This is a genomic window from Kitasatospora sp. NPDC032757 (assembly GCF_055579305.1).
Map to the genome: position 1 here is coordinate 4,961 of NZ_JBVINN010000003.1, position 21,530 is coordinate 26,490.

The following is a 21,530-nucleotide window of genomic DNA, read 5'->3' on the forward strand; positions in this document are numbered from 1 at the left end:
GACGAACCTGCAGGAAGGGGCCGGAAGGCGCTTCTGCGGCCAATTTTTTCTTTTTTTTGGTCCTCTTCTTTCTGTTTTTTTCCGTCCGCCGCCTGGCCACTGGCCGCCCGGAACCTAGCCGAAGCTCAGGTCGGCGCAGGGGTCGGTGTCGGCCCCGCGGCTGTTCTCGGCGATGCCGGTGGGCACGCCGCTCGGCGTGGGGGTGGCGCCGGGCGCGGGGCGGGTCGTGGCGGCGGCCGTCGGGCCGGACGGGGCGTCGGCGGCGTCGAGCCCGGTGGCCGGCGTCGGGTGGTAGTCGCGGCCCAGCGTGACGATGATCCCCCCGGAGCCCGTCTCCTCGACCAGTCGGGCCCCGGGGAAGAGCGGTGCCAGCTGGTCGGCGCCGGCCTTCAGCGCCGGGTCGTACGCGATCTCGGTCTGCAGCCGGCCGCCGTTGGTGGGGCCCAGGGCGACGTTCTGGAAGCCCTTGGCGCGGACCGCCTCCGCGCCCTTGCCGGCCAGCCCGGGGGTGCCGACACCGTTGACCACGGTGATCGGCGCGGCCGTCTGCTCGGGCGAGAGCGGGGTGGGCGAGACGGCGGAGGTGGGCGTGGCGGGGGCGGCCGAGGCGTCGCCGACCTGGCCGGTGCTCTGCCCGTCCAGCGTGCGGTCCTCGCGCAGCAGCTTCCAGAGGGTGTCGACGTCCGGGTGGACCAGGGCGACCCGTTCGCCGGAGTAGCGCCAGGGGGTGGTGACGAAGGTGATGTCGGAGAGCTTGATGCTCTGCAGCGACTGGGCGAAGTCCACCAGCTTCATCGCGGTGCCCAGGCCCTCGTCCACGGTCAGCGAGCGGGTGGCCGCGTCGGCCAGCGGGAGCAGGGTCGGCAGCGAGAAGCCGAGGCCCTGGACCTTCCTGATCATCGAGGAGAGGAACGCCTGCTGGCGCTTCATCCGGCCGATGTCGGAGTTGTCGCCGATCCCGTACCGGGCCCGCAGGTAGTCCACCGCGGGCTGTCCGGAGAGCTTCTGCATGCCCTTCTTGAGGTGGATGTTGTGCGAGTTCACGTCGTTGGGGACGCAGGCGTCCACGCCGTTGACGGCCTCGGTCATCGCGGCGACGCCCTTGAAGTCGACCACGATGGTGTGGTCGATGCGCAGGCCGGTCAGCGTCTCGACGGTGTTCTGCGTGCAGGCCGGGTTCCCCTTGGGGAACTCGCCTATGGTGAACGCCGAGTTGAACATCTGGTTCGTCCTGGGCGATGTCCAGCCGCCGTTCGGCAGCCGGCACGACGGGACGGTCACCAGCGCGTCGCGCGGTATGGAGACGCCGACGGCGTGCTTGTGGTCGGCGTAGACGTGCAGCAGCACCGCGGTGTCCGAGTGGCCGACACCCTCCTCGCCGCCGCCGAGGTCGGCGTTGCCGTCGTTGCGGGTGTCCGAGCCGAGGACCAGGACGTTGACCGGCACCGAGGCGCCGGGCGTGACCGGGACGGGGGCCGGCGGCCGTTCGGTGGCGACACCGCCCGCGTCGAAGGTGGTGATGTTGCTGTCCAGCCGGTGGTAGAACCAGGCGCCGGCCCCCGCCACCGACAGCACGAGAACGGCGGCGAGGCCCACGGCGGTCCGTACGATGCGCCGCCGGCGCGAGCTGCTGCTCATCCCCCCGGGCCCCCCGTCTTCTGGTGTCGTTCCCTGTACGCACCGGCTCATGGGCAGGCCGGTGCGAATCTCGAACGTTAGACGCTTCGGGGGAGTGTTCGGTTACATCCGATGGCCGGCCAATTGCTCCGGAACGGCCGCCGCGGCCGTGATGCTGCTCACGCCCCCGGGCCGGAGGCGCCCGAGAGCATCCGGCGGAGCAGGTCGCGCAGCGCCGTCCGCTCGTCCGGGCCGAGGGCGGCCAGCGGCTCGCGGGCGAAGTTCAGTGACTCCCGCAGCTCCTCGGAGGCGGCCGAGCCGCTCTCGGTGGCGGCGACCAGCTTGACCCGGCGGTCCTGCCGGTCGGCCTCCCGGGTGACGAAGCCACGCGACTCCAGCCGGTCGACGATGCCGGTGATGTTGGACGGCTCGCAGCTGAGGGTCTGGGCGATGTGGCGCATCGGCATCGGGCCGCGCCGCAGCAGGGCGAGGACCTTGGCCTGGGCGCCGGTGAGCGAGCGGGCGGCGGCGGCCTCCTCGTACTCGCGATGGAAGAGCGCGACCAGGTTGGCCATCAGGTCGACGACCTCACGGGTGATCTCGTCGGGCTCCGGCGCGCCGGACGGGGTCGGCTGGGTGTCCATGTCTCACAGTCTACCTGAACAGTTGACAACATGAACCTTTCATGTCCATCGTTACTTCAGTAAGTCAACCTTTCAGGCGACAAGGAGTACCCCCAGATGGCCGAGCAGGAAGCGCCCGCCACCGCCCGCGAATGGCACCTCGCCGCCCGCCCCCAGGGCTGGCCCGTCCCGACCGACTTCGCCCTGGTCGAGGCGCCGGTCCGGACCCCGGGCCCGGGCGAGATCCTGGTCCGCAACGCCTACCTCTCGGTCGACCCGTACATGCGCGGCCGGATGAACGACGTGAAGTCCTACGTCCCGCCGTTCGAGCTCGGCCGGCCGATGGACGGCGGCGCGGTCGGCTACGTCGTCGCCTCGGAGGCCGAGGGCTTCGCCCCGGGTGACGCCGTGCTGCACGGGCTCGGCTGGCGCGAGTACGCCACCGTCGACGCGACGCAGGCGGTGAAGGTCGACGAGTCCGTGCCGCTCTCCGCCTACCTCGGCGTGCTCGGCATGACCGGCCTCACCGCCTACGCCGGCCTGCTGGCGGTCGGCGGCCTCAAGGAGGGCGACCGGGTCTTCGTCTCCGGCGCGGCCGGCGCCGTCGGCTCGATGGTCGGCCAGATCGCCCGGCTCAAGGGCGCCTCGCTGGTGGTCGGCTCGGCCGGCTCGGCGGAGAAGGTCGCCAAGCTGACCGACGAGTACGGCTTCGACGCCGCGTTCAACTACAAGGACGCCCCGGTCGCCGAGCAGCTCGCCAAGGCCGCCCCGGAGGGCATCGACCTCTACTTCGACAACGTCGGCGGCAGCCACCTGGAGGCCGCGATCGGCGCGCTCGGCGTGCACGGCCGCGCGGTGCTCTGCGGCGCGATCGCGCAGTACAACGAGACCTCCGCGCCGGCCGCCCCGCGCAACCTGGCGCTGGCGATCGGCAAGCGGCTGCGCCTGGAGGGCATGCTGGTGCGTGACCACGCCGCCCTGCAGCCGCAGTTCGTCGCCGAGGTCGGCGGCTGGCTGAAGGAGGGCAGGCTGCGTAACGAGGAGACCGTGGTGGACGGCTTCGAGAACACTGCGGAGGCCTTCCTGGACCTCCTGCGCGGCGTCAACACCGGCAAGATGGTGGTCCGCCTCGACGGCTGACGCCACGTCAGCACCGCTGTCGCCAGGCCGCCCCGCCGCCCCTCGGACGTGCGGGGCGGTTTGCGTACCGGGCGCAGGAGATCCGGCCGCACTACCGCATTCCGGCGGGATCCGAAAGTGCGTCATCCATCGTGCGGGGCGGCGCGGTACGGTGGTCCCGCCTGGCGATGGGGCCGTTCGGGGGAGAGATTCGACCGAGGGGTGGACCTCGTTGAGGATTCGACTAGCATTGAGCGAAAGCCTGTCCGTTTTGCTCAATTTAGTGGCTTAATGTCGGCTAACGTGGGTAACTGTGGATCAACTACAGGCGCGAACGCGAGGCAGCTGGGGAAGGCGACCCTCGTCCACAGCCTGGAGGTCCCGGTGACGACACGTGGAGTCCTGTACGTCCACTCCGCGCCCCGCGCGTTGTGCCCGCACGTCGAATGGGCCGTCGCGGGGGTGCTGGGTGTGCGGGTGAGTCTGGACTGGATCCGCCAGCCGGCCGCGCCCGGACACTGGCGCGCCGAGCTCTCCTGGCAGGGCGAGCCCGGCACGGCCTCGAAGCTCGCCTCCGCGCTGCGCGGCTGGCAGCTGATGCGGTACGAGGCCACCAGCGAGCCCTGCGCCACGGCGGAGGGCGAGCGCTACAGCAGCACGCCCACGCTCGGCATCTTCCACGCCGTCACCGGCATCCACGGCGACATCCTGATCCCCGAGGACCGGCTGCGCGCCGTCCTGCTGCGTGCCCGCACCGAGGGGGCCGACCTGGAGGCCGAGATCTCCCGGCTGCTCGGCAAGCCCTGGGACGACGAGCTGGAGCCGTTCCGCTACGCGGGCGAGGGCGCCCCGGTGCGCTGGCTGCACCAGGTGGTCTGACCGCGAACGGCGAAGGGGTCCGGCGCTCGTGGCGAGCGCCGGACCCCTCTGCTGTCAGCGGTTTCTCAGACGCTGCGGAAGGCCAGCACCACGTTGTGGCCGCCGAAGCCGAACGAGTTGTTCAGCGCCGCGATCCGGCCCTCGGGAAGCGGGCGGGGCTCGTCCCGGACGATGTCCGCGTCCACGTCGTCGTCCAGGTCCTCGACGTTGATGGTCGGCGGGGCCAGCCGCTTGTACAGGGCCAGCACGGTGGCGACGGTCTCGATGCCGCCGGCGCCGCCCAGCAGGTGGCCGGTCATCGACTTGGTGGCCGAGACGGCGATGTGGTCCAGGTGCTCGCCGAGCTCCTTGCGCAGCGCCTTCAGCTCGGCCGTGTCACCCTGCGGGGTCGAGGTGGCGTGCGCGTTGACGTGCACGATCTCGGCCTTGTCCAGGTCGTTGCGCTCGAACAGGTCGGCCAGCGCGCGGGCCACGCCGGCGCCGGTCGGCTCGGGCTGGGCGATGTGGTGGGCGTCCGAGGACAGGCCCTGGCCGATCGCCTCGCAGTAGATCCGGGCACCGCGCGCCTCGGCGTGCTCGACCGACTCCAGCACGACCACGCCCGCGCCCTCGCCGAGCACGAAGCCGTCGCGGCCCTTGTCGTACGGGCGGGAGGCGCGCTGCGGCTCGTCGTTGTTCTTGGACATCGCCATCATGTTGGCGAACGCCACGATCGGCAGCGGGTGGATCGCGGCCTCGGTGCCGCCGGCCACCACGACGTCGGCGCGGCCGGTACGGATCATCTCGATCGCGTAGCCGATCGCCTCGGCGCCGGAGGCACAGGCGGAGACGGGGGTGTGCACACCGGCACGGGCGCCGACCTCCAGACCGACGTTGGCCGCCGGGGAGTTGGGCATCAGCATCGGGACGGTGTGCGGGGAGACCTTGCGGACGCCCTTCTCCTTCAGCACGTCGTACTGGTCGAGCAGGGTGGTGACACCGCCGATGCCGGAGGCGATCACGGCGCCCAGGCGCTCGGGGGCCAGCTTCGACGACTCGTCGGTGGCGGGGGTCTCGTAGCCGGCGTCGGCCCAGGCCTCGCGGGCCGCGATCAGCGCGAACTGCGCCGAGCGGTCCAGCCGGCGGGCGAGCGGGCGGGGGAGGATCTCGCCCGGGTCGACCGCGGTGCGCGCGGCGATCCGGACGGGCAGCTCGGCGGCCCACTCCTCGGTGAGGGCGGCCACACCGGAGCGGCCCGCGACCAGGTTCTCCCAGGTCGTGGCGGCGTCGCCGCCCAGCGGCGTGAAGGCGCCGATACCCGTGACTACCACGGTACGGTTTTCAGCGGTCACTGGATCTTCTTCTCTCACGTTGCGGGGTTTCGGCGGCGGGCCGGGGGGTGGGGCCCGGCCGGGCGCCCGCAGGGGCGTCCGGCCGGAGGGTCGGCCGGCTCGGGGAGCCGGCCGACATCAGGCGTCGAACGAGTCGAACGCTCAGGCGTTGGCGAGGATGTAGTCCACCGCGTCGCCGACGGTCTTCAGGTTCTTGACCTCGTCGTCCGGGATCTTCACGTCGAAGCGCTCCTCGGCGGCCACGACGACCTCGACCATGGAGAGCGAGTCGACGTCCAGGTCGTCGGTGAAGGACTTGTCGAGCTCGACGTCCTCGGTCGGGATGCCGGCGATCTCGTTGACGATCTCAGCGAGACCTTCCAGGACCTCGTCCTTGGTAGCCATACTGGCTGCTCCTCTTCGGTGTTGAATGCGGCCGCCCGGCGGACGGACGCAGGCTTTTGATGGGGGTTGGGGCGAAACGCGCCTAGGGGAGCGTAACGACTGCCGCGGCGTAGACCAGACCCGCCCCGAACCCGATGATCAGCGCGAGGTCGCCGCTGCGTGCCTCGCCGCTCTCCAGCATGCGCTCCATCGCCAGCGGGATGGACGCCGCGGAGGTGTTGCCGGTCTCGGTGATGTCGCGGGCGACCGGCACCGACTCGGGCAGTTTGAGGGCCTTGATCATGGCATCGGTGATGCGCATGTTGGCCTGGTGCGGGATGAACGCACCCAGCTGGTCGGCGGTCACCCCGGCGGCGTCCAGCGCCTGCTGGGCCACCTTGGCCATCTCCCAGACCGCCCAGCGGAAGACCGTCTGGCCCTCCATCCGCAGGGCCGGCCACTTGCTGCGACCGTCGTCATGGGCCTCGCCGACGCCGTTGACGGCGTCCTCCTTGCCGAAGGCGGTGTCCCAGGCCTGGGTCTGCGAGATGACGTCCTTGTGGGAACCGTCCGAGCCCCAGATGACCTTGCCGATGCCGGGCGTGTCGGACGGGCCGACGATCGCGGCGCCGGCGCCGTCACCGAAGATGAACGCGGTCGAGCGGTCCGACTGGTCGGTCAGGTCGCTGAGCCGCTCCACGCCGATCACCAGCACGTACTCGGCGCTGCCGCCGCGGACCATGCCGTCGGCCAGGCCCAGGCCGTAGCCGAAGCCCGCGCAGGCGGCCGAGATGTCGAAGGCCGGGGCGGTGCCGCAGCCCAGCCGCTCGGCGATCTCGGTGGCGATCGCGGGGGTCTGCTTGAGGTGCGAGACGGTCGCGACGATGACGCCGCCGATCCGGTCGGGGTCGATCCCGGCCTGGGCGATGGCCTTTCCGGCGGCCTGCACCGACATCTCGGCGACGGTCTCCTCGGGGCCGGCCCAGCGGCGCTCGGCGATCCCGCTGCGGGTGCGGATCCACTCGTCCGAGGAGTCGATCCAGTTCAGCACCTCGGAGTTCGGGATCACCCGCACCGGACGGTAGCCCCCGACACCGTGGATGCGCGAGTGCTGCGCACCGGTGACGGGGTTGATCTGGGCCTTGGTCATGCCTGCTGCTCCTGACCGCCGTGCTCCGCGACGAGCTCGCGGGCCTTGTCCAGGTCGGCGGGGGTCTTGAGGGCAAGCGTGGCCACACCCTTGAGGTTGCGCTTGACCAGTCCGGTGAGGGTGCCCGCGGGGGCGAGCTCGATGACGGCGGTCGCGCCCAGCTCCCGCAGGGTCTCCATGCAGAGGTCCCAGCGGACCGGGTTGGAGACCTGCGACACCAGACGGTCCAGCACCTCGGCGCCGGATGCCACGACCTGGCCGTCCTGGTTCGAGACGTAGGCGACCTTCGGGTCCGCGACCGGAAGGGTCGGGGCCAGCTTGGCCAGCCGCTCGACACCGGGCGCCATGTGCGCGGTGTGGAACGCGCCGGCGACCTTGAGCGCGATCAGCCGGGACCCGGCCGGCGGGTCGGCCTGCAGGGCCTCCAGCTGGGCCACCGTGCCGGCCGCGACGATCTGGCCGCCGCCGTTGTTGTTGGCCGCGGTCAGGCCGTGCTCGGCGAGCTTGGCCGAGACGGCCTCCGGCTCGCCGCCGAGGACGGCGATCATGCCGGTCTCGGTGGCCGCGGCGGCCTCGGCCATCGCGAGGCTGCGCTCACGGACAAAGGTGAGTGCGTCATGGGCGGAGAGCACGCCGGCACCGGCGGCGGCGGTGATCTCGCCGACGCTGTGGCCGGCCACGGCGCCGACCAGCGCACGGGCGCGGTCCTCGTCGGGGAACAGCTCTCGGGCGGTCACCAGGCCGGCCGCGACCAGCAGCGGCTGGGCGACGGCGGTGTCCTTGATGTCCTCGGCGGACGCCTGGGTACCGGCGTGCACCAGGTCGAGCCCGGCGACCTCCGACCAGCCGTGGAGGCGGTCGGCGACACCGTCGAGCTCCAGCCAGGGGCTGAGGAAACCGGGGGTCTGGGCACCCTGTCCAGGGGCGACGATTACGAGCACGGTTCAACCCTCTCTCGCCGGACGCCCGGGGGCGGGTAGGCGACGGTAACGAAGAAAAGCATCCGGGATTGTAAGTTCCCTACATCGGGCTCAGCTCGGCTCTCCGGCGGCCGTGAGTCGTCCCAGCGCCAGTGCGATACGCAGCGTGAACGCCGAACGTACGTCGGATGGAGCGTAGCCCGTGACGTCTGTCACACGTCGGAGCCGGTAGCGCACCGTGTTGGGGTGGACGAAGAGCATCCGGGCCGCTCCCTCCAACGAGGAGGCCTGCTCCAGGTAGACACTCAAGGTCTCCAGCAATGCCGAGCCGGCCTCGTCCAGCGGTGTGTAGATCTCCTCCACCAGCTGACGACGCGCCGCCTGGTCGCCGGCGAGCGCCCGTTCGGGCAGCAGATCGTCGGCCAGCACCGGGCGGGGCGCGTCCGGCCAGGCGGCGCAGGCCCGCAGGCCGGCCGCGGCGGCATGCGCCGAGCGGGTCGCCGACAGCAGGTCGGGCACGGTCGGGCCGACCACCACCGGGCCCGGCGCGAACTGGCCGATCAGCGCCCGGGCCGCGTGCACCGGCTCCTTGTCGCCGCCGACCACCACCACCAGGCGCTTGCCCAGCACCCCGGTCAGCACGTGCAGCTTGGCGTACCGGGCGGCCCGGCGGATCGCCTCCACCACCAGCTCGCTGTCGCCGTCGGGGGCGCTGCCCATCACCACCCGGACCTGGCTCGGCTGGCCCCAGCCGAGCGCGGCGGCCCGGGAGAGCACGCCCTCGTCGGCGTCGCCGGAGAGCAGCGAGTTGACGACCAGCGCCTCCAGCCGGGCGTCCCAGGCGCCGCGCGCCTCGGCCGCCTGGGCGTACACCTGGGCGGTGGCGAAGGCGATCTCACGGGCGTAGACCAGCACGGACTCGCGCATGTCGGCCTCGTCGCCGGGGGCGGCCACCTCCTCGATGGCCTCCTCCATCACCTCGATCGTGGTGCGGATCAGCTCGACGGTCTGGCGCAGGGTGATGGCCCGGGTCAGCTCGCGCGGCGCGGTGCCGAAGACGTCGGTGGAGATCGCCTGCGGGGCGTCGGGGTGGCGGTACCACTCGGTGAACGCGGCAATACCGGCCTGGGCGACCAGACCGATCCAGGAGCGGTGCTCCGGCGGCATCCGCCGGTACCAGCCGAGCTGGTCGTCCATCCGCGCGATCGCGGCGGTGGCCAGCTTGCCGGAGGACTTCTCCAGCCGCTTCAGCGTCGCGGCCCGGCGCTCGGCCCGCTCGGCGGCGAGTCTGCGCTCCTGCGCGGTCAGACGCGGCGCAGCGCGGCCGGGCCGGTCGCGGCCGGCCCCGGGGGCCGGGCCCTTCCCGTCCTGGTCGGGCTGGGCGGTGGGATCGCTCTTGGAGTTCGCGGATGCGGCTGGCACAAGGACAAGACTGCCTCACCGGAGTGACTGCTCGTGCACAGCCCCCGGCGGAGCGGCACGGTGGCAGCCGTCACACCGGCTACCGTGGGCCCGTGACCGACGCCCCCGCCCGCCCCCGCGCCGACCTGCGCCGTACCGCGGAGCGCTACCTCTCCGCCCCGGCCGAGGGCATCGAGACCAGACACGCGTTCTCCTTCTCCGGCCACTACGACCCGAGGAACACGCACTTCGGCGCGCTGCTCGCGTGCAACGAGGAACGGCTCGCCCCCGGCTCCGGGTTCGACGAGCACAAGCACCGGGACACCGAGATCCTCACCTGGGTGCTGGAGGGCGCGCTGGCCCACCGGGACTCCCACGGCCACGGCGGCGTCGTCCGTCCGGGCATGGTCCAGCACCTGAGCGCGGGCTCCGGCGTCACCCACACCGAGCGCAACGTCGGCGGCGCGGAAGGGCCGGTCCGCTTCGTCCAGATGTGGCTCCAGCCGGACGTGTTCGACGCGCCCCCGGCGTACGGGCTGCGCCGGGTGGAACCGGCGGACGGCGGGGGGTTGACACTGCTCGCCTCCGGGCTGGACCGGGACGCCGGCACCGACGCGTTGCGGCTGCGCCGCAGCGACGCCGCGCTCTGGCTGGCCACCGCCGGTCCCTGGCAGCCGCTGCCCGAACTCCCGGCCGCCGCCTGGCGGTACGCGCACCTGACGGCCGGTTCGCTGGGCTACCGCACGGTGCCCGGACCGCAGGGCGGCGGGCGCTCGATGGCGCCCGGCGACAGCGTCCGGATCACCGGCGGGGCCTTCGCCGACCCGACGGCCGGCGAGACCGGCGCCGAACTGCTGCTCTGGGAGATGCACTCGCCGGTCTCGTACGGCTGACAGGCCCTGCTCGGGCGGGGAGTCCGGCTCCTTCTCAGCCGGGGAGGCCGGCCAGCACCGCGTCACTGAGCGCCGGCCAGACCTCCGCGGCCCACGGCCCGAAGTCCCGGTCGGTGAGCGCGACGCAGGCCACGCCGGCCTCAGGGTCCACCCAGAGGAAGGTGCCGGACTGGCCGAAGTGGCCGAAGGTGGCGGGGGAGTTGGCCGTCCCCGTCCAGTGCGGCGCCTTGCCGTCCCGGATCTCGAAGCCGAGGCCCCAGTCGTTCGGCCGGCGGTGGCCGAAGCCGGGCAGCACGCCGCTGGTGCCCGGGAAGGCGACCTCGCGGGTGGCCGCGCGGACGGTGGACGGGTCCAGCAGCTCGGGCGACTGCAGCTCGGCCGCGAACAGCGCGAGGTCCGCCACCGTGGAGAGGCCGCCGGCCCCGGCGGGGGACTTGTGCGCGGTGTTGATCAGCGTGGAGCGCATGCCGAGCGGCTCGAACACGGCCTCGGCGGCGTACCGGCCGAACTCGATGCCCGAGGCCTGCTGGAGGGTCTGCGCCAGCACGTCGAAGCCGGCGTTGGAGTAGAGCCTGCGGTTGCCCGGCTCGGCCATCACCCGGTGCTCGTCGAAGGCCAGGCCCGAGGTGTGCGCCAGCAGGTGGCGGACGGTGGAGCCCTCCGGCCCGGCCGGGTCGTCCAGTTCGAAGACGCCCTCCTCGACGGCGACCAGCACGGCGTACGAGGTCAGCAGCTTGGTCACCGACGCCAGGGGGAACAGGTGGTCCTGCGGGCCGTGCCCGCCCAGCACCGCGCCGTCCGCACCCCGCACCACGGCCGCCGCGGCGTGGGGCACCGGCCAGGTCTCGATCATCCGCAAGCTCTCCATGCGCCCGACTCTAACGGGACGGTGCGAGCCGGTTGGCGGGGCCACCCGGATGGCAGGCTTGCTTGGAGTGCACTCCAACTCATTAGCGTCGTACCGACCCACCACCGCGTGGGCCACCGCACACCACTGGGGGTTCCGGTCATGGCAATGCTCACGCCGATCAAGGTCGATCTGCGGACGTGTTCCGACGTGTTCAACACGCCGCTCGGCGAGCCGGACCGCACCCCCCGGCACAGCATCAGCGAAGTGGCGGCGGCCAGCGGACTGACCGCCCACACCCTGCGCTGGTACGAGCGGATCGGCCTGCTCGACCCGGTCGGCCGGTCCGCCTCCGGCCAGCGCCGCTACCGCGACGCCGACCTGCACCGGCTGGCCTTCCTGGGCCGGCTGCGGCTGACCGGCATGACGGTGGCCGACATGCTCCGCTACGTCGAACTGGCCCGCCGTGGTGAGCAGACTTTCGAGGACCGGCGCGACCTGCTGGTCGCCCACCGGGACGAGGTCCGGCAGCGGATCGCCGACCTCCACGCAACCCTCGCCGTCATCGACTACAAGATCGATCTCTACGCCGGCAAGATCGCCGACCGCGGCGAACCGGCGGACCGCCCGCAGAGGAAGCAGAGCGCATGAGTCTCCCCACCCTCCCCACCGCCCAGCTCGGCACCGACGGTCCGGCCGTGGGTGTCCAGGGCCTCGGTTGCATGGGCATGAGCGAGTTCTACGGCCCGACCGACACCTCCGAGGCACTCGCCACCCTGGACGCCGCGCTGGAGGGCGGCGTGACCCTGTTCGACACCGCGGACGCCTACGGGTTCGGCCGCAACGAGGAGCTGATCGGCCCCTTCGTCCGCGCCAACCGCGACCGGGTGGTGGTCGCCACCAAGTTCGCCTTCGAGCGGAAGCAGGACGACCCGGCCCACCGCGGCGTCCGCAACGACCCGGCGTACATCCGCGCCGCCGTGGACGCCTCGCTGCGCCGGCTCGGCGTGGACGTGATCGACCTCTACTACATGCACCGCCGCGACCCGGCCGTGCCGATCGCCGAGTCGGTGGGCACGATGGCCGAGCTGGTGGCGGCCGGCAAGGTGCGCCACCTGGGGCTCTCGGAGGTGACCGGCGCCGAGCTGCGCGAGGCGTACGCGGTGCACCCGATCGCGGCCCTGCAGTCCGAGTGGTCGGTCTTCGCCCGGGACGTCGAGCGCTCGGCGGTGCCGGCCGCCGCCGAGCTGGGCGTCGCCTTCGTGCCGTACTCGCCGCTCGGGCGCGGCTTCCTGACCGGCTCCTTCGCCGCCGCCGAGGAGCTGGCCGAGGACGACGTGCGCCGGACCCAGCCCCGGTTCCGCGGGGCCAACGCCGCGGCCAACCTCGTGCTGGTCGAGCCGATCCGGGAGATCGCGGCGGCCCGCGGGATCACCGCCGCCCAGGTGGCGCTCGCCTGGGTGCACCAGCGGGCCGAGGTCCACGGTCTGACCGTCGTGCCGATCCCCGGCACCCGCAGGCGCGGCCGGCTCGCCGAGAACACCGCGGCCGCCACGCTCCGGCTGACCGCCGAGGAGCTGGCCGAGCTGGAGCCGATCTCCGGCCAGGTGGCCGGCGACCGCTACCCGGACATGACGTTCACCTCGGTCGGCCGCGAATAGCGGCGGCCCCGGGGGCGGCCCGCCGGCCCGCCCCCGGCCGTGGCCCGGCCACGGAAGGGGTTTCCCTCCCGGAGGCAATCTCCCGGTAAAGCTGACAACGAGCGTCAGGGTTTCTGCGATCCTTCCGGCATGAAGGCCGACCGCCTGCTCTCGATCCTGCTGCTGCTCCAGACCCGCGGCCGGGTGTCCGCCACCGAACTGGCGGACCGCCTGGAGGTGTCGGTCCGCACCATCTACCGCGATGTGGAGTCGCTCTCCGCGGCCGGCGTCCCGGTCTACACCGAGCGCGGCCGGCACGGCGGGATCGCGCTGCTGCCCGGCTACCGCACCGACGTCAGCGGCCTCACCGCGGACGAGGCGCGCGCCCTCTTCGTGCTCTCCGCCCAGGGCGCGCACAGCGACCTGGGGCTCGACGGCGCACTCGGCTCGGCGCTGCGCAAGGTGATGGCCGCGCTGCCCGCCCCGCACCGCCCGGCCGCGGAGCGGATCAGCGAACGCGTCCTGGTCGACCCGGCCCGCTGGCTCCAGCCCGGCGCGCCCGCGGGCCCCGACCTCGGCGAGTTGCAGCACGCCGTCTTCGCCGACCGCCGGCTGCGGCTGCGCTACCGGCACAGCGGCACGCCGGCCCCGGTCGAGTACACCGTCGACCCGTACGGCCTCGTCTCCAAGGCCTCGGTCTGGTACCTGGTGGCCGATCTGCGCGGCGAGCCCCGGCTGTTCCGGGCCGATCGGGTGGTCACCGCCGAGGCCGCCGAGGAGCCGGTGCGCCGCCGCCCGGGGGTCGGGCTGGGCGAGGCCTGGGCGGTGCTGCGCGAGCAGGTCGAGCGGCCGCCGAAGGAGGTGCCGGTGAAGGTCCGGGTGCGGCGCGGTCGGGTGGACATCTTCGTCCGGATCCACGGCGCCCGGCTCACCTCGCCCCCGCCGCCCGACGCGGGGACCGGGGCCCCCGAGGAGTGGGTGGAGCTGGCGCTGGGGTTCCAGGCGCTGCCGTCGGTCCGCGCCCTGCTCTCCTTCGGCGCGGACGCCGAGGTGCTCTCGCCGCCGGCGGCCCGCCGGGAGCTGGCCCGGGCGGCCGCCGAGGCCGCCCGGCTCTACCGGGACTGACGGCCCGCGGGTCTCACGCGTCAGCGGCGGGGCGGACCACGTCCTGGTAGTGGCCGAGGGAGATGGCCGCGAAGTTGTGCAGGCTGTCGGTGCCCTCGGTGAAGTAGCCGTTGTGGCCGGAGGAGCGGGCGGACGAGATCTGCTCGGCGCCGAAGTCGGCCGAGGTCGGGTCGGCGCCGTGGCCGAGCCCGCCGACCTCCAGGTAGGGCACGTTGCCGATCCAGTCGCTGCCGTTGCGGGTCGCCCAGACGTGGACGCCGCTGCCCAGCTCGGAGGTGCTCTGCACGCCCATGCCGGGACTGCCGAACACCATCAGGTCGGTGACGCCGGAGGTGTCGGACGGCGAGGCGGCCGCCCGCGGGATGTCGGGGGCAGCGGTGCCGCAGACCACCGAACCGTAGGAGTGGCAGAGCAGGGACGGCGGGACGTCCGGCCGGGTGGTCTCCTTGAGCCCGGCGAGCAGCCGCTCCAGCCGGGGTGCGCCGACGTCGGCGAGCCGGGAGGTGACGGCGTCCGGGCCGAGGCCGGAGGGCGTGACGTAGCCGGTCCAGGCGATCACCGCGGTGCGGGTGCCGGGCGCCTGCCGCCGCTCCTCGGCGTACAGCGCGCGGGCCATCCCGGCGGGGGAGCGCAGTGGTTCGACGGCCTGGTCGAAGTGGCCGAGATCGGCGTCCGAGCCGGGGACGACGACGGAGATCCGGTCGGCGTCAGTGAGGTCGCCCCAGACCTCGCTGACCAGTCCGCGGCCGCGCGGGTCGAAGGCAAGGACCTGGCGCTCGGGGGCCAGCAGGTGGTCGACGTCGTTGGCCCGGGAGACGGCCAGCGCCCGCAGGTCGGAGTCGAGGTTCCGGTCGGCGGCGCGGGCCCGGGCGCGGTCGCGTTCGGCGGTGAGCGCGATCCGGTTGGCCCGGTAGCGCAGCTCGACCGGGGCGCCGTCGAAGTTGCCGACCACCAGCGGGTAGTCCTGGATCAGCCGGTCGAGCTCGGTGGGCGCCAGCGAGGCGAAGAACTCGGCGGCGGCGGCCGGTGTGGTGGTGGCCGGGTCGGGCAGGCTGCGGCCGAAGGAGTGGTCCTGGACCCAGGCGCTGCTGCCGGCCGGGGGCGTGGAGATCGCCAGCTGTTCGGTGGAGGCGGCGGCCTGGGCCGCGGCGGCGCCGGCATCGGCGAGCACAGCACACCCTGCGAAGGCACCGATCAGTACACGCTTCCACCGCCGACGGCGCATCGCGTCAACTCCCTTGGGGCCCGTGACCGTTCCACGGGCGGGGCCCGGAGGGTGGTACGCCTGCCAACTTCGACTGCTGTTCCCTGCGCAAGCCTAGGGCGCCCGGCGGAATGCCGGGGCGCCTCAAACTGTGGGATGGATCACATGAACCGGAGGTGCCCGGCCGGCGTCACGGAGGTCTCAGCGGGCGGTGTCCGCGTCGAACTCCCTGACCAGCCGCTTCGGCGCGGTCAGCCGCCAGGCCTCGGTGAGGAGGTCCCGCAGCTCCTCGGGGTCGACCCGGTCGAGCCGGACGCCGACCCAGCCGTGCCGGCCGACGTACTTGGGGTAGGAGAACACCTCGGGCTCGGCCGCGAGCAGCTCGGTCTGGTCCTCCCGGGAGGCCTTGACGCTGACGGTCTCGCCGTCCGGGGAGCCCATCGCGAAGATCTTCGTACGGACCCTCAGGGTCTCGATCTCCCAGGTGGGCTGCTGCTCGGCCTCGGGCAGGGCGAGTGCCATCGCCCGGAAATCGTCGAACGTCACCATGGCGGCAGCCTAGGGCGTGCCCGCGCGGGTACGCCCCCGCCCCCGGTGCGTGGCGCGTACCGGGGGCGGGGGTCTTCCGGGCGGGCGGCTCCGCCGGCCGGGGATCCCCGGCCGGCGGAGCGTCGGGGATCTCCGGGGGGAGGGCTCAGAGCAGCGAGTTCCAGGCGTCGCAGGAGCGGTCGCCGGCGATCTGGCGGTCGGGGTGGCCGCTGCCGTCGGAGACCGAGATCCGGCGGTAGTTCTCGCCGTGGAACACCCAGTACTCGCTCTTCCCGCCGACCCGCTGGCAGTCGGGCACCGGCAGGAAGCAGTTCACCGCGGAGACCCCGTTGAGGGAGCCCCACTGGGAGAGCTCGCGGTCGGTGCGCTCGCAGATGTCGGTGTGGGCGGCGCCGTCGGCGATCGAGATCAGCCGGTACTGCTGGCGGCCTCCGGTGGTGTGGAACACCCAGTACCAGCTCTTGCCGCCGACCCGCTGCTGGTCCGGCACCGGGAGGAAGCAGTCCACCCGGCCGACGCCGCCGAGCGACGCCCAGGCCGTCAGGTCGCGGTCCGGGCGCTCCAGCGCGCCGCTGTGGTTGCTGCCGCAGGTGATCGAGACGGCGCGGTACTGCTGCTTGCCGCCGGTGCTGTGGAACACCCAGTACCAGCTCTTGCCGCCGGGGTTCTGCAGGTCGGGCATGGGCAGCACGCAGTCGATCCGGCCGATGCCCTGGACGCACGCGTGGTCGCCGAGCCGGCCGTCACCCTTGACGGTGCGGTCGGTGTGCGCGGAGCCGTCGGCCACCGAGATCTTCCGGTACCGGTCGCCGTGGCAGGCCCAGAACTGGCTCTGCCCGCCCTTGCGCCACTGGTCCGGCACGGCGACGAAGTCGTCGGCCGGGTACGCCCTGCCGGGCTGCGGGGTGGTCTGGCCGCCCTGCTGGCTCTGCGACTGCCCGGTGAGCCGTCCTTCGGCGAGCGCCTTCAGGGTGCTGATGGACGGTGCGAACGCATACACCGAGCCCTGCGTCTGGACGAACTGCTGGAAGCTCAGCGGGGTGTGCTTGATCGCGCCGTCCGGGCCGCGGCTCTCGAAGTCGACGTTGTCGGCCTCCTGCGTCACCGGGTCCTTGCCGGGCTGCGGGTTGCGGCCGGGCGGGAAGTCCGGCTCGTCCATCCAGTCGGCCTGGATGAACTCGAACTGCCGGGCGATGTCGGCCTGGTAGCAGACGAAGAGCAGGCCGCGCGGGTCGTCCGGGCCGCCGGGGCCCTCGGAGGCCGGGTCGAACGGATGCCCGTAGGGGGCGCCGCGCCGCATGATCCGCCGGCCGTCCAGCTCCTTGGCGTCGAAGGGGGGCCGGCTGGGGTTGGGGGCCTGAAGACCGGCGCGGGGGCTGGTCTTGCGCAGGTGCGAGAAGAGCGGGGTGGCCAGGCCCTCCAGGTCGTCCCGGAAGTCGAAGTCGTTGTCGGAGGAGGCGCTCGGGTTGTTCGGGACGTCCCGGTCCTGGTGCTTGCAGACGGGCGCACCGGAGCGCCAGCGGCCGACCAGCCGGGCGGCCAGCCACTCGGCGGTGGCGGTCTCCGGGACGGCCTTGGCCTGCTTCAGCTCCTTGAGCTTGACCGAGACCTGCGACCACCAGCCGGGGACGTCCTGGGCGAGGCGGCGGACCACCTGGAAGGAGCCGTTGCGCGCCCAGTCGGGGAAGTCGGTGAAGCTGCCGGGGGCGGGCTGCTCGCCGACGACGAACTCGCCGGCCGGGATGATCCGGGTGCCGGGGTGGTTCTCGACCTCCTCCTGGTTGTCCGGGTTCGGACGGTCGAAGAAGCGGACGCCGGGCTCGCTGATGCCGTCCTTGAAGCCGAAGTGCTCCTTGCCGCGGCGGCTGCCGAGCAGGGTCTTCGCGTTCTGCTGGAAGATGATCACGATCTTGGCCTCGGCGGCGGCCTCGCGCTGGGCGGTGACGGCGGCGGCGAGGTCCGCCTCGGTGTCCGAGGCGATCGTCAGCACCGCGTGCACGGGCTGGTTCTTGCCGTTGCCGAAGAGCCAGTTCTCCGGGGAGTTGTCGCCGGTGTCGCCGAGCGCGCCGGCGCGTTTGGCCGAGCCCTCCTTGAACGCCTCCAGACCGCTGCCGGGCGGCGGGGCCTTCTCGAACGGGTCGGTGGCGGAGAGCTGGCGCATGCCCTCGTAGGTGAGGCTGACGCCCAGCCAGGTGGCCTTGAGCGTCTTGGGGTCGTCGCCGCCCGAGGACTTCCGGGCGTCGCTGAACGCCTCGTTGAAGTCGGCGACCTGGCGGGTGGTGGCGATCTGCGGGGCCAGCACGCGCAGCCAGCTGCGGGCCCGGGCCGCGTCCTCGAACTTCAGGAACAGCAGCGTGACGTTGTCCTTCTTGAAGCCGGCGACGACGTCGCCCTGGATCTCGTCGCTCGTGCGCAGTCTCAGATCCGTTGCCATGGGGTTCCTCCGGGTGGGGATGGGTGAGGGGATCAGGCCGAGGAGCTGAGCTGCACCCACTGCGCGACACTGGGCACGCCCTGGTCGTTGAGCAGGAAGAGCATGTACCAGCCGGGCGGCGCGGCCTTGGCGTCCGGCGGCGCCTGGAGCTCCAGCCGGTTGCCGGCCCGGCTGCTGAGCCGCAGTTCGATGTGGCGCTGGCTGGTGTTGACCGAGTGGGTGGAGGTGGTCGGCGCCAGCAGGACGGCCTTGGACGCGCGCGCCGGGGTCGAGGTGCTGACCAGGAACTTCTTGTCGTAGCCGACGGGTGTGGTGGGGGCCCGGTCGAGCGAGGGGCGGTTGCCCTGGTGGAGGTAGGCGGGCTCGTAGATCTCGATGGTGCCGTTCATGGTGACGGGGCCCGTCGTGCCGGGGATGCCGCTCACCGTGCCGTTGATGTCCGGGTTGTTGGCGAGCTGCTGGAGCTCGTCGCCGGTCACCATGACGCGGCCGTCCGGCAGCACCACGGCGTTGGAGTGGTAGCCGCGCGGCAGCCGCTGGACCGGGCCGAGCTTCCAGTTGCCCTGGGCGTCGCGCAGCTCGATCTGGCGGTACTTGAGGTCGGCGTTCGGGTTGTAGGGGCCGTTGCCGTAGTCGCGGATGTCGTACGCGCCGTTGACGGTCATCAGCTTGCCGTCGGGCAGCAGGATGGTGTCGTCCTGGGTGCGGCCGAACGCCCGCGACTTCTCGGCGGTCCAGCTGCCGTTGGAGAAGCGCAGGGTGCTCGGGTTGTCCCGGTCGCCGCCGAGGACCAGCGCGGAGTCCGGGCCGTTCGGGCCGCTCGGCAGCATGACGGCCGAGCCGTAGTTGCGCTTGCGGCCGTCCGGGCGGGCCGCCAGGTCGCTGCGGGACTCGGCGACCGGGTCGAACTTCCACTGCTCGTCGGCCTGGCGGCCGAAGCCGTAGATGTTGCCGTCGTTGAGCGAGAACAGGTGCGGGTAGTCCAGGGTGAACGGGGCGTCGGCCTTGAACCGGTCCACCGGGGTGTTCTTCGGGATCTCGGTCTTGAGCGAGGGCACCGGGTGACCCTTGGCGGGGAAGCGCTCGACCACCGGGGTCGGGGTGCCCCAGCCCAGCTCGGACTGGCCGGACATGATCAGCTGCCGGCCGTCGGCGCCGGTGACCACGGACGGGTACCAGCGGCCCACCGACATGTCCGGGTTCCTGGTCCAGGTCTCGGTCCACGGGTCGAAGATCAGCGAGAGCTTGGCGCCGGTGCCGCCGTTGCCGCCCAGGTTGCCGCCGAAGACGCCGAGCATGCCGTTGGGCAGGAACGAGTGGCCGGAGCAGAAGAACGGGGCGGGGCGGGGCTCGTTCAGCCCGTCCGGCATGTCGACGACCGGCGGGGTGACCTCCTTGAAGGCGTCCTTGCCGTAGCCCTTCGCCGGGTCCCACAGGTAGGCCCGGCCGGCGTTCTCCTTGCCGGTGGTCTGGGTCGGCGCGGGCTCCTTCTCCGGGTTGGTCTCGATCCGCTCGAAGGAGAACACCAGTACCTTGCCGGTCGGCAGCAGTGCGATGTGGTCGCCGAAGTCGGGCGAGGAGAAGTACTGGTTGAACGAGCCGAAGACGCTCGGGTCGAAGCCGGCGTTGGTGGTGTTCTGGGAGTCCGTCAGCGCCTTGAGCCGGTTGGTCCGGGTGGTCTGCGGGTAGTCGCCGATGCCGCGGACGGCCGCCCGCATGCGGGCGTGCTCCTCGGCGTGCTCCTGGCCGAGCGCCGCGACCTCGTCGTCCCGCATCTCGGCCAGTACCCGGGGCGAGGTGACGTGCGGGGCCAGGTCGTCGTCGGCGCCGCCGTGGCCGGGGACCAGGGCGACGGCCGGCGCGGCGATGGCCAGGACGGTACCGGTGGTCAGCGTGCAGACCAGGGCGGTGGCGACGGCGGACAGCCGTCGGCGGGCCCGCGGCCGGTGCGGCGGCCGCGGTGGGGACAGGGACATGGGGCTCCTCGTGAGGGGGAACGTCGGGAGAAGGGCCGGCGGGGCGGGGCGGACGGGCCGTGGGCGGACGCGGGCGCAGCGGCGGTTGCCGACCGTCACAGGACATCACAGTGCGTGGTGGTTCGCATGCGGATGCCCTGCTTTGGTGGGGCGCGTGTCGCATGCGAACGGGGCGTGGGCCCGAACGGCTCACGCCCCGTCAGTCCCCGTCGGGGGCCGCCTGCTCAGACCACGCCCAGCGCGTACGCGGCGAACAGTGCCGCCGCCGCGCCGGCCACCGCCTTCCAGGTGCGGGAGAACGCCGTCCACGGGCCGTCGAAGCGGCGGGTGAACCACCCGATCGCGACCAGTACGGCGCCGAACAGCGGAAGCAGCGCCAGCCGGGCGGCCACCCAGCCGAGCGAGTCGGGGGCGTCGGTCAGCCCGGGAACCGTGCCCAGGCCGGCCGCTCCGGGCACCGCGACGGCGAGCATCGCGCTCTGGTGCCAGCAGAAGATCGTCATCGCCGAGAGGTTGACCGTCACCACCGGCAGCCAGAGCAGCGGACGGCGCTTCAGCAGCCGGCCGAGCCGCTCGCGCAGCAGCACCGCGGCGCCGCACTGCAGCGCCGCCAGCGCCAGCACCAGCAGGGACGGCGGGTGCGAGTTGGTCCGCTCGGCGCCGGGCACGCCGACCATGCTCGCCGGGTAGTGGAAGGCCAGCAGCAGCACGGCGAACAGGGCGCCGCCGCCGAACAGCAGCAGCCGCGCCGCCCGGCGGCCGAGCTGCTCCCGCGCCCAGAGCACGCCCAGCTGATACCCGAACAGCCAGCCCGGCAGGATGTTCAGCAGCCCGACCCAGGACGGCACCGCCTCGGCCCACGGGCCGTACCGGAGCAGGTCGACGACGGCGACCACGGCGGCCAGGATGCCCGCCGACCCGCCGCGCAGCCGCCGGGCGGCGGCGACGCAGAGCGGGGTGAGCGCGGTCAGCCCCAGGTAGACGGCGATGTACCAGAGCGGTTGCACCACCAGTACCGAGCCGGTCCGGACGGTGTCGCCCGGGACGCCGAGCCGCTCCGTCAGCGGGATCAGCAGCGCCCACACGGCCGCCACCCCGAGCACCGGGCGCAGCAGCCGTACCGCCCGGCCGCGCAGCCAGCCGGCGTGGCCCAGCCCCTTGGCCCGCGCCCGGTCCAGCGAACGGACCGAGGAATGACCGCCCACCAGGAAGAAGACACCGAGCATCTGGAGCACCCAGCTGGCCGGGGCGAGGAAGCCGAGCGAGCTGAGCGGGCTGGCGTTGTGCAGCGCGCCGTCGGCGGAGAGGGTGAAGCCGCCGAGCATCCAGTGCCCGGTCGGCACGGCGAGCAGGGCGAGCGCGCGCAGGCCGTCCAGGGCGCGGTCGCGGGTCTCGGGGGTGCGGGCGTCGACCTGGTCGGCGGCGCGGCGCAGGGCGGTGAGCGGGTGGGCCACGGCGG

19 protein-coding genes are annotated in these 21,530 nt (G+C 73.0%); 6 read left to right on the plus strand and 13 right to left on the minus strand.

Annotation, left to right across the window (positions count from 1 at the left end):
- Positions 1-114 precede the first annotated feature (114 nt).
- Positions 115-1,638: an LCP family protein gene (locus ACZ5WK_RS05585; protein WP_465545269.1), complete on the minus strand. Its 1,524-nt coding sequence runs from the start codon at positions 1,636-1,638 to the stop codon at positions 115-117.
- Positions 1,639-1,796: 158 nt separating this feature from the next.
- Positions 1,797-2,261: a MarR family winged helix-turn-helix transcriptional regulator gene (locus ACZ5WK_RS05590; RefSeq protein ID WP_396319624.1), complete on the minus strand. Its 465-nt coding sequence runs from the start codon at positions 2,259-2,261 to the stop codon at positions 1,797-1,799.
- Between the two features lie 96 nt (positions 2,262-2,357).
- Between ACZ5WK_RS05590 and ACZ5WK_RS05595 the strand changes: the two genes are divergently transcribed.
- Together ACZ5WK_RS05595 and ACZ5WK_RS05600 are read left to right on the plus strand one after the other, a co-directional pair.
- On the plus strand, positions 2,358-3,380 hold the full coding sequence (locus tag ACZ5WK_RS05595) for an NADP-dependent oxidoreductase (protein WP_465545271.1): 1,023 nt from the start codon (positions 2,358-2,360) through the stop codon (positions 3,378-3,380).
- Between the two features lie 363 nt (positions 3,381-3,743).
- On the plus strand, positions 3,744-4,238 hold the full coding sequence (locus tag ACZ5WK_RS05600) for a DUF3145 domain-containing protein (RefSeq protein WP_465545273.1): 495 nt from the start codon (positions 3,744-3,746) through the stop codon (positions 4,236-4,238).
- 65 nt (positions 4,239-4,303) lie between these two features.
- Here the strand turns inward: ACZ5WK_RS05600 and fabF are convergent, their stop codons facing one another.
- The 5 genes from fabF to ACZ5WK_RS05625 form a co-directional block, all read right to left on the minus strand.
- Complete coding sequence (fabF, locus tag ACZ5WK_RS05605; RefSeq protein ID WP_465545275.1) at positions 4,304-5,569, minus strand: beta-ketoacyl-ACP synthase II; 1,266 nt, start codon at positions 5,567-5,569, stop codon at positions 4,304-4,306.
- Positions 5,570-5,710: 141 nt separating this feature from the next.
- Positions 5,711-5,953, minus strand: a complete 243-nt coding sequence (locus ACZ5WK_RS05610; RefSeq protein ID WP_360183576.1) for an acyl carrier protein — start codon at positions 5,951-5,953, stop codon at positions 5,711-5,713.
- Between the two features lie 82 nt (positions 5,954-6,035).
- Complete coding sequence (locus ACZ5WK_RS05615; protein ID WP_465545277.1) at positions 6,036-7,082, minus strand: beta-ketoacyl-ACP synthase III; 1,047 nt, start codon at positions 7,080-7,082, stop codon at positions 6,036-6,038.
- Complete coding sequence (locus tag ACZ5WK_RS05620; RefSeq protein WP_396319619.1) at positions 7,079-8,023, minus strand: ACP S-malonyltransferase; 945 nt, start codon at positions 8,021-8,023, stop codon at positions 7,079-7,081. The genes ACZ5WK_RS05615 and ACZ5WK_RS05620 overlap by 4 nt, the downstream gene beginning before the upstream one ends.
- A gap of 90 nt (positions 8,024-8,113) precedes the next feature.
- Positions 8,114-9,310: a PucR family transcriptional regulator gene (locus ACZ5WK_RS05625; RefSeq protein ID WP_396319662.1), complete on the minus strand. Its 1,197-nt coding sequence runs from the start codon at positions 9,308-9,310 to the stop codon at positions 8,114-8,116.
- A 206-nt stretch (positions 9,311-9,516) separates the two neighbouring features.
- On the opposite strand from ACZ5WK_RS05625, the gene ACZ5WK_RS05630 reads away from it, so the two are divergent.
- Positions 9,517-10,296, plus strand: coding sequence for a pirin family protein (locus ACZ5WK_RS05630; RefSeq protein ID WP_465545280.1), 780 nt, complete (start codon positions 9,517-9,519; stop codon positions 10,294-10,296).
- Positions 10,297-10,330: 34 nt separating this feature from the next.
- Here ACZ5WK_RS05630 and ACZ5WK_RS05635 read toward each other — a convergent pair whose 3' ends face one another.
- A complete protein-coding gene (locus ACZ5WK_RS05635; protein WP_465545282.1) occupies positions 10,331-11,164 on the minus strand; it encodes a serine hydrolase domain-containing protein in 834 nt (277 codons plus the stop codon).
- A 141-nt stretch (positions 11,165-11,305) separates the two neighbouring features.
- Here ACZ5WK_RS05635 and ACZ5WK_RS05640 point away from each other — a divergent pair, with 141 nt between their 5' ends.
- The 3 genes from ACZ5WK_RS05640 (at position 11,306) to ACZ5WK_RS05650 (ending at position 13,908) form a co-directional block, all read left to right on the plus strand.
- Positions 11,306-11,794 (plus strand): MerR family transcriptional regulator, encoded by a 489-nt coding sequence (locus ACZ5WK_RS05640; RefSeq protein ID WP_465545284.1) that lies wholly within the window; start codon positions 11,306-11,308, stop codon positions 11,792-11,794.
- Complete coding sequence (locus ACZ5WK_RS05645) at positions 11,791-12,804, plus strand: aldo/keto reductase (RefSeq protein WP_465545286.1); 1,014 nt, start codon at positions 11,791-11,793, stop codon at positions 12,802-12,804. The genes ACZ5WK_RS05640 and ACZ5WK_RS05645 overlap by 4 nt, the downstream gene beginning before the upstream one ends.
- A gap of 129 nt (positions 12,805-12,933) precedes the next feature.
- Complete coding sequence (locus ACZ5WK_RS05650; protein WP_465545288.1) at positions 12,934-13,908, plus strand: helix-turn-helix transcriptional regulator; 975 nt, start codon at positions 12,934-12,936, stop codon at positions 13,906-13,908.
- A gap of 13 nt (positions 13,909-13,921) precedes the next feature.
- Here ACZ5WK_RS05650 and ACZ5WK_RS05655 read toward each other — a convergent pair whose 3' ends face one another.
- The 5 genes from ACZ5WK_RS05655 to ACZ5WK_RS05675 all read right to left on the minus strand — a co-directional run bounded on the left by ACZ5WK_RS05655 (position 13,922) and on the right by ACZ5WK_RS05675 (position 21,525).
- Positions 13,922-15,079, minus strand: coding sequence for an alpha/beta hydrolase (locus ACZ5WK_RS05655; RefSeq protein WP_465545290.1), 1,158 nt, complete (start codon positions 15,077-15,079; stop codon positions 13,922-13,924).
- Between the two features lie 234 nt (positions 15,080-15,313).
- Positions 15,314-15,661 carry an MmcQ/YjbR family DNA-binding protein gene (locus ACZ5WK_RS05660; protein ID WP_396319612.1) on the minus strand — a complete coding sequence of 116 codons (348 nt, stop codon included), beginning with the start codon at positions 15,659-15,661 and terminating at the stop codon, positions 15,314-15,316.
- A 145-nt stretch (positions 15,662-15,806) separates the two neighbouring features.
- Positions 15,807-18,095 carry a Dyp-type peroxidase gene (locus tag ACZ5WK_RS05665; RefSeq protein WP_465545293.1) on the minus strand — a complete coding sequence of 763 codons (2,289 nt, stop codon included), beginning with the start codon at positions 18,093-18,095 and terminating at the stop codon, positions 15,807-15,809.
- A gap of 32 nt (positions 18,096-18,127) precedes the next feature.
- Entirely contained in the window at positions 18,128-20,071 is a 1,944-nt protein-coding gene (locus ACZ5WK_RS05670) for a galactose oxidase-like domain-containing protein (RefSeq protein ID WP_465545295.1), read from the minus strand.
- 224 nt (positions 20,072-20,295) lie between these two features.
- Complete coding sequence (locus ACZ5WK_RS05675; RefSeq protein ID WP_465545297.1) at positions 20,296-21,525, minus strand: acyltransferase family protein; 1,230 nt, start codon at positions 21,523-21,525, stop codon at positions 20,296-20,298.
- Positions 21,526-21,530: the final 5 nt, after the last annotated feature.